Annotated in this window: 20 protein-coding genes; 11 read left to right on the forward strand and 9 right to left on the reverse strand. The window is 61.9% G+C overall.

Features of this window, described 5'->3' with window-relative positions; all coding sequences use genetic code 11:
• The first annotated feature begins 24 nt into the window (after positions 1-24).
• Genes AC4GYV_RS03450 through AC4GYV_RS03460 form a run of 3 tightly spaced genes read left to right on the forward strand, consistent with a single transcriptional unit; the run spans position 25 to position 2,434 of the window.
• Positions 25-1,482: a pilus assembly protein TadG-related protein gene (locus tag AC4GYV_RS03450; RefSeq protein WP_491099259.1), complete on the forward strand. Its 1,458-nt coding sequence runs from the start codon at positions 25-27 to the stop codon at positions 1,480-1,482.
• Complete coding sequence (locus AC4GYV_RS03455; protein WP_491099260.1) at positions 1,482-2,012, forward strand: TadE/TadG family type IV pilus assembly protein; 531 nt, start codon at positions 1,482-1,484, stop codon at positions 2,010-2,012. Before AC4GYV_RS03450 ends, AC4GYV_RS03455 begins: the two co-directional genes overlap by 1 nt.
• Positions 2,009-2,434 carry a TadE/TadG family type IV pilus assembly protein gene (locus tag AC4GYV_RS03460; protein ID WP_491099261.1) on the forward strand — a complete coding sequence of 142 codons (426 nt, stop codon included), beginning with the start codon at positions 2,009-2,011 and terminating at the stop codon, positions 2,432-2,434. Before AC4GYV_RS03455 ends, AC4GYV_RS03460 begins: the two co-directional genes overlap by 4 nt.
• On the opposite strand, the gene AC4GYV_RS03465 is transcribed toward AC4GYV_RS03460, so the two are convergent.
• Complete coding sequence (locus AC4GYV_RS03465; RefSeq protein WP_491099262.1) at positions 2,435-3,199, reverse strand: enoyl-CoA hydratase; 765 nt, start codon at positions 3,197-3,199, stop codon at positions 2,435-2,437.
• A gap of 86 nt (positions 3,200-3,285) precedes the next feature.
• Here AC4GYV_RS03465 and fsa point away from each other — a divergent pair, with 86 nt between their 5' ends.
• Together fsa and AC4GYV_RS03475 are read left to right on the forward strand one after the other, a co-directional pair.
• The gene (fsa, locus tag AC4GYV_RS03470) at positions 3,286-3,939 is read left to right on the forward strand and encodes a fructose-6-phosphate aldolase (RefSeq protein WP_491099263.1); all 654 of its coding nucleotides are present in this window, start codon (positions 3,286-3,288) and stop codon (positions 3,937-3,939) included.
• A 200-nt stretch (positions 3,940-4,139) separates the two neighbouring features.
• The gene (locus tag AC4GYV_RS03475) at positions 4,140-4,298 is read left to right on the forward strand and encodes a Flp family type IVb pilin (RefSeq protein WP_491099264.1); all 159 of its coding nucleotides are present in this window, start codon (positions 4,140-4,142) and stop codon (positions 4,296-4,298) included.
• Between the two features lie 76 nt (positions 4,299-4,374).
• Here AC4GYV_RS03475 and AC4GYV_RS03480 read toward each other — a convergent pair whose 3' ends face one another.
• Positions 4,375-4,992 carry a hypothetical protein gene (locus AC4GYV_RS03480; protein WP_491099265.1) on the reverse strand — a complete coding sequence of 206 codons (618 nt, stop codon included), beginning with the start codon at positions 4,990-4,992 and terminating at the stop codon, positions 4,375-4,377.
• A 95-nt stretch (positions 4,993-5,087) separates the two neighbouring features.
• Between AC4GYV_RS03480 and AC4GYV_RS03485 the strand changes: the two genes are divergently transcribed.
• On the forward strand, positions 5,088-5,660 hold the full coding sequence (locus AC4GYV_RS03485; RefSeq protein WP_491099266.1) for a DUF484 family protein: 573 nt from the start codon (positions 5,088-5,090) through the stop codon (positions 5,658-5,660).
• On the forward strand, positions 5,633-6,568 hold the full coding sequence (locus tag AC4GYV_RS03490) for a tyrosine recombinase XerC (protein WP_491099267.1): 936 nt from the start codon (positions 5,633-5,635) through the stop codon (positions 6,566-6,568). The genes AC4GYV_RS03485 and AC4GYV_RS03490 overlap by 28 nt, the downstream gene beginning before the upstream one ends.
• Positions 6,569-6,764: 196 nt before the next feature.
• On the opposite strand, the gene gshB is transcribed toward AC4GYV_RS03490, so the two are convergent.
• The 3 genes from gshB to rsmI are packed head-to-tail and all read right to left on the reverse strand — an operon-like array spanning position 6,765 to position 8,935.
• Complete coding sequence (gene gshB, locus AC4GYV_RS03495) at positions 6,765-7,721, reverse strand: glutathione synthase (protein ID WP_491099268.1); 957 nt, start codon at positions 7,719-7,721, stop codon at positions 6,765-6,767.
• A gap of 33 nt (positions 7,722-7,754) precedes the next feature.
• Positions 7,755-8,105, reverse strand: coding sequence for a YraN family protein (locus AC4GYV_RS03500; RefSeq protein WP_491099269.1), 351 nt, complete (start codon positions 8,103-8,105; stop codon positions 7,755-7,757).
• Positions 8,102-8,935 carry a 16S rRNA (cytidine(1402)-2'-O)-methyltransferase gene (gene rsmI, locus AC4GYV_RS03505; RefSeq protein ID WP_491099270.1) on the reverse strand — a complete coding sequence of 278 codons (834 nt, stop codon included), beginning with the start codon at positions 8,933-8,935 and terminating at the stop codon, positions 8,102-8,104. The genes AC4GYV_RS03500 and rsmI overlap by 4 nt, the downstream gene beginning before the upstream one ends.
• Positions 8,936-9,018: 83 nt before the next feature.
• Here rsmI and AC4GYV_RS03510 point away from each other — a divergent pair, with 83 nt between their 5' ends.
• Entirely contained in the window at positions 9,019-9,426 is a 408-nt protein-coding gene (locus tag AC4GYV_RS03510) for a hypothetical protein (RefSeq protein ID WP_491099271.1), read from the forward strand.
• Here the strand turns inward: AC4GYV_RS03510 and hemW are convergent.
• The 3 genes from hemW to rph are packed head-to-tail and all read right to left on the reverse strand — an operon-like array spanning position 9,389 to position 11,879.
• Positions 9,389-10,558 carry a radical SAM family heme chaperone HemW gene (hemW, locus tag AC4GYV_RS03515; protein ID WP_491099272.1) on the reverse strand — a complete coding sequence of 390 codons (1,170 nt, stop codon included), beginning with the start codon at positions 10,556-10,558 and terminating at the stop codon, positions 9,389-9,391. The genes AC4GYV_RS03510 and hemW overlap by 38 nt on opposite strands.
• On the reverse strand, positions 10,555-11,166 hold the full coding sequence (rdgB, locus tag AC4GYV_RS03520; RefSeq protein ID WP_491099273.1) for an RdgB/HAM1 family non-canonical purine NTP pyrophosphatase: 612 nt from the start codon (positions 11,164-11,166) through the stop codon (positions 10,555-10,557). The genes hemW and rdgB overlap by 4 nt, the downstream gene beginning before the upstream one ends.
• Positions 11,163-11,879 (reverse strand): ribonuclease PH, encoded by a 717-nt coding sequence (gene rph / locus AC4GYV_RS03525; RefSeq protein WP_491099274.1) that lies wholly within the window; start codon positions 11,877-11,879, stop codon positions 11,163-11,165. Before rph ends, rdgB begins: the two co-directional genes overlap by 4 nt.
• A 71-nt stretch (positions 11,880-11,950) precedes the next feature.
• Here rph and hrcA point away from each other — a divergent pair, with 71 nt between their 5' ends.
• Entirely contained in the window at positions 11,951-12,985 is a 1,035-nt protein-coding gene (hrcA, locus tag AC4GYV_RS03530) for a heat-inducible transcriptional repressor HrcA (protein WP_491100380.1), read from the forward strand.
• The gene (locus tag AC4GYV_RS03535; protein ID WP_491099275.1) at positions 12,982-13,530 is read left to right on the forward strand and encodes a nucleotide exchange factor GrpE; all 549 of its coding nucleotides are present in this window, start codon (positions 12,982-12,984) and stop codon (positions 13,528-13,530) included. Before hrcA ends, AC4GYV_RS03535 begins: the two co-directional genes overlap by 4 nt.
• 4 nt (positions 13,531-13,534) lie before the next feature.
• Here the strand turns inward: AC4GYV_RS03535 and AC4GYV_RS03540 are convergent, their stop codons facing one another.
• Positions 13,535-13,981, reverse strand: coding sequence for a vgr related protein (locus AC4GYV_RS03540; protein WP_491099276.1), 447 nt, complete (start codon positions 13,979-13,981; stop codon positions 13,535-13,537).
• A gap of 98 nt (positions 13,982-14,079) precedes the next feature.
• Between AC4GYV_RS03540 and AC4GYV_RS03545 the strand changes: the two genes are divergently transcribed.
• Positions 14,080-14,316 (forward strand): acyl carrier protein, encoded by a 237-nt coding sequence (locus AC4GYV_RS03545; protein WP_491099277.1) that lies wholly within the window; start codon positions 14,080-14,082, stop codon positions 14,314-14,316.
• The last annotated feature ends 28 nt before the right edge of the window (positions 14,317-14,344 follow it).

Genomic DNA, 14,344 nt, shown 5'->3' on the forward strand with positions numbered 1-14,344 from the left:
AGAAGTTTGTCTGGGGACTGACCGATGATCTCCTGGTTCAGGAAGCTGTGGAACAACAATCGCGGCAACGCTCTGTTGATCATGGGCGCCGCATTGCCGATGGTGGTGGGCGCCGCGGGCCTCGCGAGCGACACGATTCAATGGACCTTGTGGAAGCGCCAGCTTCAGCGCGCGGCAGACTCGGCCGCCATCGCAGGCGTCTATACTCGGGAGGATGCGGACGGTTCGACGAGCGGGGTCGCTGCGGCGGTCGCGCACGATCTGACGCTCAACAACCACAGCTGGATGTCGCTGAAGTCGGGTTCTCCAGCTATCGACTATCCAGCTGTAGCCGGAACGACGAATACCGTTCGCGTGGTGCTGCAAATCCAGCAGCGTCTTCCGTTTAGTTCTCTGTTTATGTCGGCAGCTCCAACGATCACTGCGACTTCCACCGCCGCGTCGATCGCGGTGGGCGGAAGCGCCTGCTTCCAGGCGCAGGAGACCCAAGCCCTTATCGGCCTGAATTTCACCGGCAACGCCGACATCGAAGCGCCGGACTGTGACGGTTTCAGCAATGCTAGCGGTTCCAATACGTCGGTCGCGAAAGGCAGCTCGACTGTCACGCTGAATTCGATCGGCGGGGTAGGCGGCATCCAGAAGTCCGACAACTTCCATGTGAGCGCTTACCGGCCTTACTCGCCATCCATGACCGACCCTTATGCCAACGTCGACCCGAGCCCAAGCGACATGAACTGTGCGCAGACTTCGACGACGACGACAACTTATGTCACGGTTGTTGACAGTCCGGAGGTCGGTCACTGGACGAACAAGGGTAAGCACCAGGTTTGGGTCGTCGATAAACCCGCTGTTACACACCAGGAAGCGCAGACGACGACCGCATATCAACCGCGTTCGCTGACGGACGCAGACAATGGGCATGTTGACGATATCAAGGACGCCAGCGGCAACACGGCGAATTGCTACACCAATATCTACGTCGGCTCCAACACGACCTTGGTTCTGCCCAGCGGAACTGCGGGACACCCGCGGACCTACTACATCAACGGTGGCGACCTTAACGTTCAGGGCAATCTGAGCTGCGACATGTGCACCATCGTCCTGACCAATAAGGACTCGGCGAGCCCGATCGGCAACATCAAGGTCAATGCGAGCGCAAACATCAATATGACGTCGCCGGCTGACGGGAAATTCGCGGGTATCGTTCTTTATCAGGACAGACGTGCGCAAGATTGCAACCAGTGCAACAAGATCAACGGCAATTCCGGGTCGATCATCCAGGGTTCGATCTACTTTCCGAGCCAGGAACTGGAGTATAACGGCACCGGAACGTCGAGCGCGATTTGCACGCGGTTCATCGCCCGCCGCTTGAACTTCAGCGGCAACAGCAAGACGTCCAACAAGTTCAAGAATCTTTCTGAGTGCGCCGCCTTCGGCATGGACGGCGATGAACCAGTTAAGATCGTCAGGTTGGTGGGCTAATGCTTCGCTCCGGCAAAATCCTGGCTGATCACCGCGGCGCCGCGGTGATCGAGCTCGCGCTCATCGCTCCGGTCTTTGCGCTACTGACGATCGGCGTGATCGACATGAGCAATGCGTACAACCGCAAGCTTGCGCTTGAGCAAGGGACTCAGCGCGCCGTCGAAAAGATCATGCAGACGACCCAGGACAAGACCGTCGAAGATACACTGAAATACGAAACACAATGCCAGGTGAACGGAGTGCAGGCGGACGGGGTGACCTGTAACCCTACACCGGTCGCGCTCAGCGACATCACGGTGACCTGGCGGCTCGAGTGCACTGACGGTTCGGGCAACATGACGCCGCAGACGTCGACCGACGCCGCGACGTACGATGACTTTGCCTGTGACACCGGCCAGACAGCGGCGGGCTACTTGCAGGTTTCGGTCACGAACAAGTTCACGCCGATGTTCCCGATCCATTTCTTCGGGTTCAATACCTCGGACGGCACGTACCACATCTCCGCCACTGCGGGCATGAGGACCAGATGATCCTGCGTCGTCGCCTCCGCCGCGATGAAAAGGGCGCCGCCGTCATCGAGATGGCGTTCGCTCTTCCGATCATCATCATCATGATCTGGATCTTCATCCAGCTCGCCCAGGTCTTTCGCGCGGTGGCTGGCATCCAGCAGGCGCTCGGCGAGGGCGCGCGATACTCGACCTTGTGCCTCAATCCGAGCAGTACCGGGTGCACCACCCCGTCCGTCGACGATGTTAAGGCCAAGATCAATGCGAGCGTCTACGGAATTGGCCCCGGCACGTTCGACCCGCCCAGCGTGGTTCCTGGGGGTACGGGAAGCAGCCAATATTACGATTTGACCGTTACCTACCGGCAGCCGACGAACCTCCTGTTCGTTCCGGGGCCAAACGTCTCGGTGAGCCGGTCCAAGCGAGTTTGGATCGCGGCTAACTGATCAGCGAAAGTTCGGCTTTCGCTTTTCGAAGAATGCGGTGAACGCCTCTTTCGCTTCGGCAGAGGTAAGGCGCTCGGCGAAGACTTCCCCCTCCAGCTTCATTCGTTCTAGGATTTTCGGGCTGGTGTCCGTTCGCAGAAGGCGCTGCGTCGCCGCAAGCGCGGCCGGCGGCTTGGCGAGCAGGCCGTCGAGGATTTCGCGATAGACGCTGTCCAGCTCGCCCGCAGCCGCGCGGTGACTGATCAGGCCGATCTCCAGCGCTTCGTCGACGTCGAACGGCTCGCACAACAGCAGATATTTTGCTGCGCGCCTCCGCCCTGCGAGACGCGGCAGGAGCAGGGTACTTGCAGCTTCAGGCACCAAGGCAAGATCGACGAAGGGTAACGAAAAACGCGTGCCGTCTTCCGCAACGACAAGGTCGCAATGTAACAGCATGGTCGTGCCGATCCCGACGCAATTGCCCTGCACCGCTGCGACAAGCGGGATCTCACAGGTAGCGAGAGCTCGGAGCAGCCGCCAAACGGGAATGTCGGAAGTGTCGCGCGGCAGCGCAGCCATGAAATCCGCGAGATCGTTGCCCGCCGCAAAGTCCTGGCCTTCGCCGCGGAAGGTAATCACCCGAACGCTTGGATCTCCAGCCGCGCCCTCGATCGCCTCCGCCAGCGCCGCATACATGGCGACCGTGATGGCATTGCGCCGTTCCGGCCGCGCCAGCGTGATCGCCAGCACTTCGCCTTGCCGTTCGATCCGAACATGTTCGCTCATTTCGCTACCTTTCGAATCGGATGACGTGGCCCGCCGCAGCGGCTAGTGGGGCCACATTCATCAAAGCAGAGACGGACGCAAACCGCATGAAATTCTTCGCCGACACGGCCGAGATCGCCGAAATCCGTGAGCTTGCTGAGGAAGGCTTGCTCGACGGCGTCACGACCAATCCCAGCCTGATCCACAAGTCTGGCCGCGACTTCATCGAGGTCGTTCGCGAGATCGCCGGCGTCGTGGACGGCCCGGTGTCGGCCGAGGTCGTCGCGCTAGACCATGAGGGAATGATGCGCGAGGCGGAGGTTCTCCGTAAGATCGCCGACAATATCGCGATCAAGGTTCCGCTGACGCCCGCTGGCCTGCGCACCTGCAAAGCGCTCACGTCGGACGGTACGATGGTCAACGTGACCCTGTGCTTCTCGGCGGCTCAGGCGCTGCTGGCGGCAAAGGCCGGCGCGACCTTCATCTCGCCCTTCGTCGGACGTCACGATGATAATGGCTTCGACGGAATGCAGCTCATCGCTGATATCCGCCTGATCTATGACAATTATGATTTCGCGACGGAGATCCTGGTCGCGAGTGTTCGTCACCCGGTTCACGTGGTAGAAGCTGCCAAGATCGGGGCAGACGTGATGACTGCGCCGCCAAAGATCATTCACCAGCTTTTCAAGCACCCGCTGACCGATGCCGGGATCGCCAGTTTCCTTAAGGATTGGCAGGCAACGGGCCAGAAAATCGTATAATCGAGCGCATCATTGATGCGCTTCGAAAATCCAAACCCATTTTATATCAATCGCTTAGAAAATTTCTCTTAACCTTTGCGCAACCCTCGGTCGTAACTCTTTCCTAACCGGTCGGGCTCTAAAGATATGCCCATCCTGCGATGTGGAACTGCAGGTCGCGGCGGCTTTACGCCGCTGCACTTGGAACCGAGGAGTAGACCATGAGCAAGTTTCTGAAGCTGATTAAGAACGAGAAGGGCGCCACCGCCATCGAGTACGGCCTGATTGCGGCTCTTATCGCCGTTGCGGCCATTGGCGCGATGCAGGGCATCGGCAACTCGCTGAACAACACGTTCAACAACGTTGCTGGCCACCTCTAAGTTCTAGCCCAGTTTTCTGGGTTAAGCTTACGGAGCGGCGGTACCGAAAGGTGCCGCCGCTCTTCGTTTGTGCGGACTAGTTGGTGGAGAACTGCACCACTGCATCTTGCACGGAGGGGACAGGGGTACCCGCCTGATTCTTGGCTGGCGAGATCTTCAGCTCTTCCAAAACGCGTTCGCAGGCAATTCGAACTAACTCAGCTGGCGCTTCTGTCCCCCGCTTTTCAGCGGTGCAGGACGACGCCTCACCTTGCTCGCTTACCGCAAACATGACTGCTACGTCTGTCGGTGACTTGGCGCCCACGGGCAAACCATTGACGACGAACGCCAGATCTCCGGCGAACAGACGTGATGGCGGCGGTTCCTGCTTGCTTCCCACCCACCATGTCATGTTGCTTTCGTAGACCCCGTACATCGACGAGCCATCGGCACCGTGAGCTGGGGTGAATCGCGCTCGCCTCATCACGAGCGAGCAAGACAATGAATCAAGCCAACCAAATTCGCTCTTCAATTCCACGCGGCAGGCCGTGGGCTTGCCGCCGGGACTGACGGTCACGCGAAAGCCGACCTGGAATTGCCTGTCGACTGGTAGTGTACTCACGGGGACGTCGTCATAATGCACCCAGTCCTGGGCGTTTAAGGGCACCGGTGCACCGAACTGCGCGGCCGCAAGAGCAACGAGGATTGGACTCATTGGGCAGTGATCTCCGTTACCATTCCGGTCAGCTTACCCATTAGCCTTCCTACCGCCATAGGAAATTAACCGATGCGGGCGTATCCTCATCCGCGATGGCGACGGTAATTCCCTTCGAAGAGCGGGCAGTTGCCCATTTGCGTGAGCGCCTGGGTGCAGCCGAAGAAGCGAACCAGGATCTTATCGCGTTCGCGCGTGGCCATTCGGGTGCGGTCACTTCCATCCATGCGGCCGTCCTGGCCGCGATCGAGGCAGACGGCATCGATGGGCTTTTTCATGTGGTCACGCAGGAATGGCCGCTGATCCTTGGCATCGATTCCGTTGCCCTTTCGCTGATCGTCGGGGACCAGGGCTTCCGCGCGGACGGGGGCGGGGTGCAGCGCGTCGAACCGGTGATCCTGCGGCGTGCAATCGGCCAGGTCGACGGCGTCGAAATGCGGACGGTCGAGCGGGGGCATCCCTTGTTTGGGCCGGCCTGCGAGCTCATCCGCGCCGAAGCGCTCATTCGCATCGATTGCGATCCGCCGCTTCCGGTGGGTCTACTCGCTCTAGGGCAACGTCAGGCGCTGAGCCTGGACGCGCGTCATGGCTCTGAATTGCTGATGTTCCTCGGGCGCAGTCTTGCGGCTATGATCCGCAAGTGGCTGACGAACCCGCAGGACATCTGACCTCACACGTTGCGCGCGAACTCGCCGCGCGCTGGGCGAGTCACCTTCAACACGATCGGCGCCGTTCGGCGCACACGGTTCGCGCTTATGTGGCGACGGCTCATCGATTCATCGATTTCCTCGGTCGATATCGAGCTGAGGAGATCCGTCCCTCCGACCTGCTCGGCCTCGCTCCAGCCGATTTGCGCGCTTTCCTCGCACAGCGACGTGCCGAAAATCTCGGCGCCTCATCGGCAGCGCGAGAACTGTCGGGGGTACGCGCTTTCCTCAAATATGCTGCTGCCCAGGCCGGCCAGCATGCTCAGATCCCGCGTACACGCGCGCCCAAACGTCCGCGCACCTTGCCGCGACCCGCGTCGCCGGCCGATGCACTGGAATTGGCAGCCGACGCGGCGGAAGCTGCGAACCAGCCCTGGATCGGCGCGCGCGACCTTGCGATCTTGCTGCTGCTCTATGGCGCCGGCCTGCGCGTTGCAGAGGCATTGTCCCTGACTGGGCGAGCTTTGCCCATCGGAGCGACAATGCGAGTCACGGGCAAGAGGTCGAAAACGCGAGTGGTGCCCATCGTGCAGGCCGCTCGTGAGGCTATCGAGGTCTATGTGCGCGAGTGCCCTTATCCGATCAGCGGCGATGCGCCGCTGTTCGTCGGAGCGAGGGGAGGGCCACTCAATCCAGATCTCGTCCGCCGCTCCGTCGCCGCAGCCCGACGGCGTCTGGGACTTCCGGAAAGCCTTACACCGCATGCTTTGCGGCACAGCTTCGCGACGCATTTGCTCGCGCGCGGAGCCGACTTGCGTTCGCTTCAGGAGTTGCTCGGACATGCGAGCCTCTCGTCGACGCAAATCTATACGGCGGTGGACGCGGCGCACCTTTTGGACGTGTATCGCCACGCCCACCCCCGGGCCTGAGCAGAGGCCTCAAGCCAGACCTGAACCAAGGCGCCGCGGCACGCCGGTTAGTGGGGAAACCGGCCAGCACCGCGGCTCAGTCGGGTTAGGATTCGACAGGTAAATCAGGCACTAAACAACCATAACGGTGACATCGAGCGATGAGCTAAGGCCCCGACTTCGAACGGATTTTACCTCAGAAACGGCTGCAGTTCGTTCAGCGCAGCGCGGCCACGCGCCGCTCGATCGCTTTCCAGATCAGGCCTGGCGTGTCGCTCCCGTTGAACTTGTCGATGGCGACGATCCCCGTAGGCGACGTGACATTGATCTCCGTGAGCCAGCGGCCGCCGATGACGTCGATGCCGACAAAGAGCAGCCCGCGCTCCTTTAGCTTCGGACCAAGGGTCGCGCAGATTTCTTGTTCGCCCTGAGTCAGCTCGGTCTTTGCAGCAGTGCCCCCGACAGCGAGATTCGACCTGATCTCGCCTTGGCCCGGCACGCGATTGACCGCTCCCGCAACTTCGCCATCGACGAGGACGATGCGCTTGTCGCCCTCGACAATCTCCGGGACGAAGGCCTGGAGCACGTGCGGCTCACGGTAGGTTCGGTTGAACAGTTCCATCAACGAAGCAAGGTTCTGGCCGTCGCGGCCGATCCGGAACACCGAACCGCCGGCGAACCCGTGCAGCGGCTTGATCACGATATCGCCCTGCTCGGCCAGGAACTTTCGCGCAACGCCGATGGACCTCGTCAGGACCGTCGGCGGCATGAATTGCGCGAAGTCCAGCACCCAGAGCTTCTCGGGTGCATTCCGCACTGACGCAGGGTCGTTCACCACCAGCGTCTCGCGCTGGATCCGCTCGAGAAGGTGCGTGGCTGTAATATAGCCAAGGTCGAACGGCGGATCCTGGCGCATCATCACGACGTCGATATCGGAGCCGAGGTCGAGGATCACGAACTCGCCTTCCTTGAAATGATCGCCTGCAACCGCCCGCACGCTGACTTCGTGCGCGCCGGCATAGAGCCGCTCTCGTTCGTAGGTCAGATCCTCGGCTAGGTAGTGGTAGAGTTTGTAGCCGAGGTCCTGCGCCTTGAGCATCAGCGCGAAAGTTGAATCGCCGGAGATGTTGATCTGCTCCAGCGGGTCCATCTGAAAGGCAACGCGCAGTGACATGAGCGGGAGCGCTAAAGTTTCACCGCTGCTTTGTCACCCTTGCCACACGTTGGTGAGGTGACGGGGCCAGCGGCCCGGAACGACGAACATCGCGTCTATACGGACATCGTCGCCGGTCCTCATGAAGCGCGGTGCAAGGCGCTCGGCCGCAACGGCCACGCGGCGAAGACGATAGTGATCAAGCGAAAAGGCCGCGGCATCTTCGGTCGCACGCGCCTTCACTTCGACGAAGGCCACAGTCCGTCCTCGTCGCGCAACAATATCGACTTCTCCCCCCGGAACCCGGGCGCGTCGTGCGAGAATTCGCCACCCTCGCAGGCGCAAACACCAGCAGGCGAGTGTCTCGGCCCCGCGGCCGCGCTTTTCCGCCTCCTGCCGCTTCACTTGGTGAGTTCGAGTGCGCGGGCGTACGCCCGTTTGCGCGGCACACTCAGCAGTCCCGCAACCTCTGCGGCAGCCCGCGAGGGGCTCAGCCGCGTGAGAGCTTCCTCGAGTGCAGCATCCAGATCATGGTCGCTCGCCGCTTCAGCTTGGGGCGGGGGTCCGACAACTACGACGATCTCGCCCTTGGGCGGAGCATCGGCGTAGCGCGTCGCGAGATCAGGCAGAGTGCCCGTCACGCACTCCTCGTGGAGCTTGGTCAACTCACGCGCGACCGCGGCATCGCGATTGCCCAGACCCTCTGCGAGCGCCGCAAGCGTGTCACCGAGCCTCGGTCCGCTCTCGTAAAGCACGAGCGTCGCGCGAACGGGCGCCATCTCCGCGATGGCGTCGGCTCTCGCTTTGGCCTTGGCTGGAAGGAAGCCGAGGAACAGGAATCGATCAGTCGGCAGCCCAGCCAGCGTCAGCGCCGCGATGGCTGCCGAAGGTCCGGGTATTGTGTGAACCGCGTATCCAGCGGCACGCGCCGCGCGCACCAGCTTGTAGCCGGGATCGGAAATCAGCGGCGTTCCTGCATCGCTGACTAGTGCGACGGCCTCCTCGCCAAGCTTCGCGACGATGCGCTCGCGCTGAACCTCCTCGGTGTGATCGTCGTAGCGCAGCATTGGCGTCTTCGCGCCGGCATGAGCGAGCAGTTTCGCCGTCACGCGGGTGTCTTCCGCGAGGATCCGGTCGGCGCGCCGAAGCGTGTCGGCCGCCCGAGGCGACAGGTCGCCGAGATTGCCGATGGGAGTAGCAACAATGTGAAGGCCGGGCGGCAGAGGATCATCCATTTTGAGACGCCATTATTCGCTTCCCACCCACCTCAAAAAGAGTCATCATCCTGTCATTCATCGAGAATCTGGGGAGAGGTTCGATGATCATATTGTTGGCTACGTCATCGATCGTTCTGACGGCGCTTCAAGCATCGATCAATGCACCGCGTGAGGCATTCAGGGCCTGCGTGAAGGAAACATCCACCAAAGCTGCAAGCGAAAAGGTCACGGCGGATGCCTATGAGGCGTATGTCCGCAACGCGTGCAGCAGTCAGCTGAGCTCACTGAAAGGGGCCGTCGTCAAGTTCGACATGTCGAACAAGATGTCCAAGAAGGCGTCAGATGACGACGCCGCCTCCATGGTCAGCGAGATGATGGACAGTGCGACGGAGCGCTACAAATATGTGAACGCTTCGGACCCTGCTCCGAAGAAGCAGGAAGCGAGTGCGCCCAAGGCAGCCGATGCGTCGCCTACGCCGCCGCCGACTCCTGCGGTGCAGCCGAAGTAGCGGCGATTTCGCCGAGGATGTGATCGAGCAGGAGGCGCCCTTCGGGCGTCGGCGCAATCTTGCCGCCCTCTTTCCGGAGGTGGCCTGAGGCGACCAGTCGGTCGACCTTTTTCCAGTCCACGATGGTGTCGAACCCGAACCGGCGGGCCACGGCATCGGCATCAATGCCTTCTGACAACCTCAGTCCCATCACCAGAGCCTCGTCGGCCGACTCGACCGACGTGAGCGGCACTTCCTCGACGATCCCGTGACCGTTGCGACGGAGAGCGGACAAGAAGTTCTCGGGCTTGCGGTGCCGCACCGTGCGCATCCCAAGTCGGCGTCCATGCGCTCCCGGGCCGACGCCGGCATAATCCCCGTAGCGCCAGTAGGTCAGATTGTGCCGACTCTCATGGCCCCGCCGCGCATAATTGCTGATTTCGTAGGCGGGCATGCCGGCGCTTGACGTCATGGCGTCCGTTAGCTCGTAGAGGGTTGCGGCGACATCGGGATCGAGCGGCTCGAAATCATGCTTCGCGACCATCGACGCAAAGCGCGTTCCAGGCTCGATCGTCAGTTGGTAAAGCGACAGATGCGTGGTGCCGAGGCTTAGCGCCTGGGCGAGCGTTGCCGACCAGCGATCTTCGGTGTCGCTGGGCAGCGCGTAAATCAGGTCGAAGCTCACCCGCCTGAAGTTTTTCTGAGCGATCTCAAGCGCCCGCCACCCTTCGACAGCCGAGTGAGCGCGGCCGAGGAAACGCAGGGCTTGATCGTCGAAACTCTGCAGTCCGAGTGACAGCCGATTCACTCCGGCCGAAGCAAGGTCGGCGAAGCGCGCTGCCTCAACCGAATTGGGGTTGGCTTCCAGCGTGATCTCGATCTTGTCAGAGGCGGGCCAGTAACCCTGTGCAGCCTGTATCAGCGCCGCCACCGTGGAGGGCTTCATCAGCGAGGGAGTTCCGCCGCCGAAGAAGATCGAGGTCAGCTGACGGCCCGGCAAAAGCTGCGCCTCATGGGCTAGGTCCGTCAGCAACGCATCGCGCCAAGCTTCCTGATCGATGCCGGCGCGGACATGGCTGTTGAAGTCGCAATATGGGCACTTGCTGACGCAGAACGGCCAGTGGACGTAGAGCGCCAGCGGCTCGCTTGTCATTCGTTGAGGGCCTGCACGAGCTTGCGGAATGCGTCGGCGCGGTGGCTGATCGAGTGCTTCAGCTCCGGATCGAGCTCACCGAAAGTCTGCTCGTATCCGACTGGCACGAACATCGGATCGTAGCCGAATCCGCGATCGCCCCGTGGCGGCCAGACGAGCGTTCCGTCCACGCGCCCGTCGAACGTCTCGGCCTGGCCGTCATTGGGCCAGGCGATCGCAAGTGAGCAGATGAAGTGCGCCGCCGGAGCAGCGTCCGGCTCCGTTGCTTCGGTCTCGCGCCACACCTTTTCCATGGCGCGCATCCAGTCGCGGTTGCCCTGCTCGTCTTCCGCCCAGCGAGCGGAGAAAATGCCGGGGCGCCCATGCAGCGCATCGACGCACAGACCACTATCGTCGGCGAGGGCAGGGAGGCCGGAAAGGTCCGCGGCTTCGCGCGCTTTCAGGTCGGCATTGTCGGCAAACGTATTCCCGATCTCCTCGGGCTCTGGCAGACCAAGTTCCTCCGCGCCGACGCATGAAATCCCCAGCGGCTCCATCAGCGCCGCGATTTCGCGAAGCTTGCCGGGATTGTGCGTCGCAATGACGAGCTTGTCGCCGATCGGCCTCATAGTGCTGCCGCTTTCAATTGCGCTTGGAAGATCTGGTCGCAACCAATGCGCGCCAGGCGAAGGAGGCGAAGCAGTCCTTCCTCATCGAAAGTCTCACCTTCGGCGGTGAGCTGCGCTTCGACGATGGCTCCGTCTGCGGTCAGCACGAAATTGCCGTCGCTGCCAGCGGTCGAATCCTCGTCATAATCAAGGTCGAGCACTGCGGCGCCGTTGTGGATACCGCAGCTGACAGCAGCCACCTGCGTGCGGATTGGATCCTCCGCCAGGCCTTTGCTTGCGAGAAGCTTGTTCACCGCAATCCGAAGTGCGACCCAGCCACCCGAGATAGACGCTGTGCGCGTTCCGCCGTCAGCCTGGATCACGTCGCAATCGACGATGATCTGGCGCTCGCCGAGCTTGGGCAGATCGACAACAGCGCGGAGCGAGCGGCCGATCAACCGTTGGATTTCCTGCGTGCGTCCCGACTGCTTGCCCTTCGCCGCCTCGCGGTTTCCGCGAGTGTGCGTGGCGCGCGGAAGCATCCCATATTCGGCGGTAACCCAGCCCTGACCCTTGCCACGGAGGAAGGGTGGGACCCTTTCTTCGACGCTGGCGGTGCACAGCACGCGCGTGTCGCCAAAGCTTACAAGACAGGAGCCCTCGGCGTGGCGAGTGAAGCCGGGCTCAAAACGAAGTTCGCGCATTTGATCGGGGGCGCGTCCGGACGGGCGCATGCAGACTCCTCATTTGGTACGGGTTTGCGGCGTCCCTAGACCGCACTGCTCGCCAATCCTAGATGCAACACATGACCCAGCCCATCGGCGAACTGACAGACCGCATGCGGGAAATCTTCGGCCGCGTGGTCGAAGCCTATCTCGAACGCGGGCAGCCGGTCGGATCGAAGGTGCTCGCCGGAAGCATTAGCCTGTCCCCGGCCTCGATCCGCGGTGTGATGCAGGAACTGGAGGAGCGGGGCCTCCTCACGCACCCGCACACCTCGGCAGGGCGCATTCCCACGGAGAGCGGGCTCCGGCTCTTCGTCGATGGAATCATGCAGGCCGCTGCGCCCGATCCTCGTGAACGGCGGGAAATCGAGCGTCAGATCGTTCGAGATCAGCCGATCGAGGATGCGCTGGCCGCTGCATCGGCGGCGTTGTCTGGCCTGTCGCAGGCGGCAGGCGTGGTGCTTGCACCGAAGCAGGAGCTGCGTCTCCGTCAGCTCAGCTTCGTACCGCTCAACCATACCCGCGCACTTGCCGTCCTCGTGGGAGCCGATGGCACGGTGGAGAACCGAGTCGTCTCGCTCGACGACGGAACGACTCCCAGCGCGCTCATCGAGGTGAGCAACTTCGTGAATGCACGTCTCGCCGGTCTCACGCTGGCCGAAGCGGAAACGCGGCTCCGCAGCGAGATTCGAGAGCGCAAGGAAGCGATAGATGCTGCTGCAGCCGAGCTGGTGGCGTCAGGCCTGGCAGCGTGGAGCCAGGATCAGTCCCGCCGTCCGGTTCTGATCGTGCGTGGCCAGGCGAACCTCATCGATGAACATGCCGCCGAGGATCTCGACCGCGTCCGCAAGCTACTCGACGAGCTGGAAGAAGCGCAGGAAATCGCACGTCTTCTCGAGGGCGCTCGCGACGCGCCGGGCTGCCGCATCTTCATCGGCTCCGAGAATCGGATGTTCGCATTATCCGGCTCATCCGTGATTGCCGCGCCATATCGCGGGAGCCAGGGGGAGGTCGTGGGCGTTGTGGGGGTCATCGGCCCGACGCGGTTGAACTATGCGCGGGTGGTCCCCATGGTGGATTTCACAGCGAAAGCACTGACGAGATTGATGGCATGATTGAGAACGAGAAGCTTCACGACGAGGCCGAGGAAATCCGCAACGAAACCGCGGAAGGCGCGCCCGAGCTGCGCGAGCACGACCATGTGGCCGAGCTGGAAAAGCAGCTTGAGGAAGCCAAGAGCAAGGCACTCTACGCGGCTGCCGAGACGCAGAACGTGCGCCGCCGCCTTGAGAGCGAGCTGCAGCAGGCGACCAGCTATGCGGCCGCGAACTTCGCGCGCGACATGCTGGCGATCAAGGATCACCTCGACCGTGCGCTTGCTGCGGTCAGCGAAGAGCTCCGTCAGGACAAGGTCGCCAGCCAGTTCCTCGCCGGCATCGAGTCGACGTCGCGTGAGCTGGATTCGGTGTTCAACCGGCACGGCGTGAATCGCATCCAGGCGAAGGGCGAGAAGCTCGATCCGCACAAGCATCAGGCGATGGTGGAGCTCCCGAGCGATCAGGAGCCCGGCACGGTTATCGAGGAAATGCAGCCCGGCTACATGATGAAGGACCGGCTGCTACGGCCCGCGCTGGTCGGAGTGGCGAAGAAGCCCGACTAACCCCTCAAGCGAACGGCAGCATGTTGCGCGGCGGCACCTGTGGCAGCCGCGCTCCGTGCTCTGCAAGGAAGACGTGGGTCACGATTTCCGCCTGTTGCTCAAGGCCATAGCGAAGGAACGGCTTCCCCGGCCTCAGCTCGTAGGAATAGCGGCAGAACGGGTGCCGCATCAGCGGCAGGTAGAAGCGCCCGCTTCTCTGGGCCTGCCAAACATGGGTCATTTCGTGGATGAAGAATCCCTGCCGGCCGAGCGGCTCCTTCGAGAAATCCTCCGAAAAGACGCTGCCTTCGGGATGGAACCAGATATTGCCCGTGGGCGCCATGGCCGCATTGCGGGGATGGAAAGGCCACCACTTGCCTTTGAACAGCTGCACGCGGGAATAGTCGATGGCATCGCCGAACACTGAACGCGCGAGTTCGATCTCGCCTGACGTGAGAAATCGGCCTTCCATGGAATTGGGACTAGCGCTCGGCCGGTCAGAGCGCCACTTGCAGCGTTCAAAGCCCAACGCTAGGGCAAGGCAAAATTAGATAACGGAGGAAGCCCCACATGAGCGAGACAGCCGATCGGGTGAAGAAGATCGTCGTCGAACATCTCGGCGTCGAGCCGGACAAGGTGACCGAGGATGCAAGCTTCATCGACGATCTGGGCGCCGACAGCCTCGACATCGTCGAGCTGGTCATGGCCTTTGAGGAAGAGTTCGGAGTCGAGATTCCGGACGACGCCGCGGAGAAGATCACTACGGTTAGCGACGCGATCACCTATATCGATCAGAACAAGGGCTAAATCGGGTCCGCTGACCTGCCGCCATCAC

The sequence above is a fragment of the Sphingomonas sp. SP4 genome, assembly GCF_058313375.1.

What these genes read in the sequence shown, in the direction of transcription:
- AC4GYV_RS03450 (WP_491099259.1), top strand. Translation starts at nt 25, where the DNA reads ATGATCTCCTGGTTCAGGAAGCTGTGGAACAACAATCGCGGCAACGCT.
- AC4GYV_RS03455 (WP_491099260.1), top strand. Translation starts at nt 1,482, where the DNA reads ATGCTTCGCTCCGGCAAAATCCTGGCTGATCACCGCGGCGCCGCGGTG.
- AC4GYV_RS03460 (WP_491099261.1), top strand. Translation starts at nt 2,009, where the DNA reads ATGATCCTGCGTCGTCGCCTCCGCCGCGATGAAAAGGGCGCCGCCGTC.
- AC4GYV_RS03465 (WP_491099262.1), bottom strand. Translation starts at nt 3,199, where the DNA reads ATGAGCGAACATGTTCGGATCGAACGGCAAGGCGAAGTGCTGGCGATC.
- fsa (WP_491099263.1), top strand. Translation starts at nt 3,286, where the DNA reads ATGAAATTCTTCGCCGACACGGCCGAGATCGCCGAAATCCGTGAGCTT.
- AC4GYV_RS03475 (WP_491099264.1), top strand. Translation starts at nt 4,140, where the DNA reads ATGAGCAAGTTTCTGAAGCTGATTAAGAACGAGAAGGGCGCCACCGCC.
- AC4GYV_RS03480 (WP_491099265.1), bottom strand. Translation starts at nt 4,992, where the DNA reads ATGAGTCCAATCCTCGTTGCTCTTGCGGCCGCGCAGTTCGGTGCACCG.
- AC4GYV_RS03485 (WP_491099266.1), top strand. Translation starts at nt 5,088, where the DNA reads ATGGCGACGGTAATTCCCTTCGAAGAGCGGGCAGTTGCCCATTTGCGT.
- gshB (WP_491099268.1), bottom strand. Translation starts at nt 7,721, where the DNA reads ATGTCACTGCGCGTTGCCTTTCAGATGGACCCGCTGGAGCAGATCAAC.
- rsmI (WP_491099270.1), bottom strand. Translation starts at nt 8,935, where the DNA reads ATGGATGATCCTCTGCCGCCCGGCCTTCACATTGTTGCTACTCCCATC.
- AC4GYV_RS03510 (WP_491099271.1), top strand. Translation starts at nt 9,019, where the DNA reads ATGATCATATTGTTGGCTACGTCATCGATCGTTCTGACGGCGCTTCAA.
- hemW (WP_491099272.1), bottom strand. Translation starts at nt 10,558, where the DNA reads ATGACAAGCGAGCCGCTGGCGCTCTACGTCCACTGGCCGTTCTGCGTC.
- rdgB (WP_491099273.1), bottom strand. Translation starts at nt 11,166, where the DNA reads ATGAGGCCGATCGGCGACAAGCTCGTCATTGCGACGCACAATCCCGGC.
- rph (WP_491099274.1), bottom strand. Translation starts at nt 11,879, where the DNA reads ATGCGCCCGTCCGGACGCGCCCCCGATCAAATGCGCGAACTTCGTTTT.
- hrcA (WP_491100380.1), top strand. Translation starts at nt 11,951, where the DNA reads ATGACCCAGCCCATCGGCGAACTGACAGACCGCATGCGGGAAATCTTC.
- AC4GYV_RS03535 (WP_491099275.1), top strand. Translation starts at nt 12,982, where the DNA reads ATGATTGAGAACGAGAAGCTTCACGACGAGGCCGAGGAAATCCGCAAC.
- AC4GYV_RS03540 (WP_491099276.1), bottom strand. Translation starts at nt 13,981, where the DNA reads ATGGAAGGCCGATTTCTCACGTCAGGCGAGATCGAACTCGCGCGTTCA.
- AC4GYV_RS03545 (WP_491099277.1), top strand. Translation starts at nt 14,080, where the DNA reads ATGAGCGAGACAGCCGATCGGGTGAAGAAGATCGTCGTCGAACATCTC.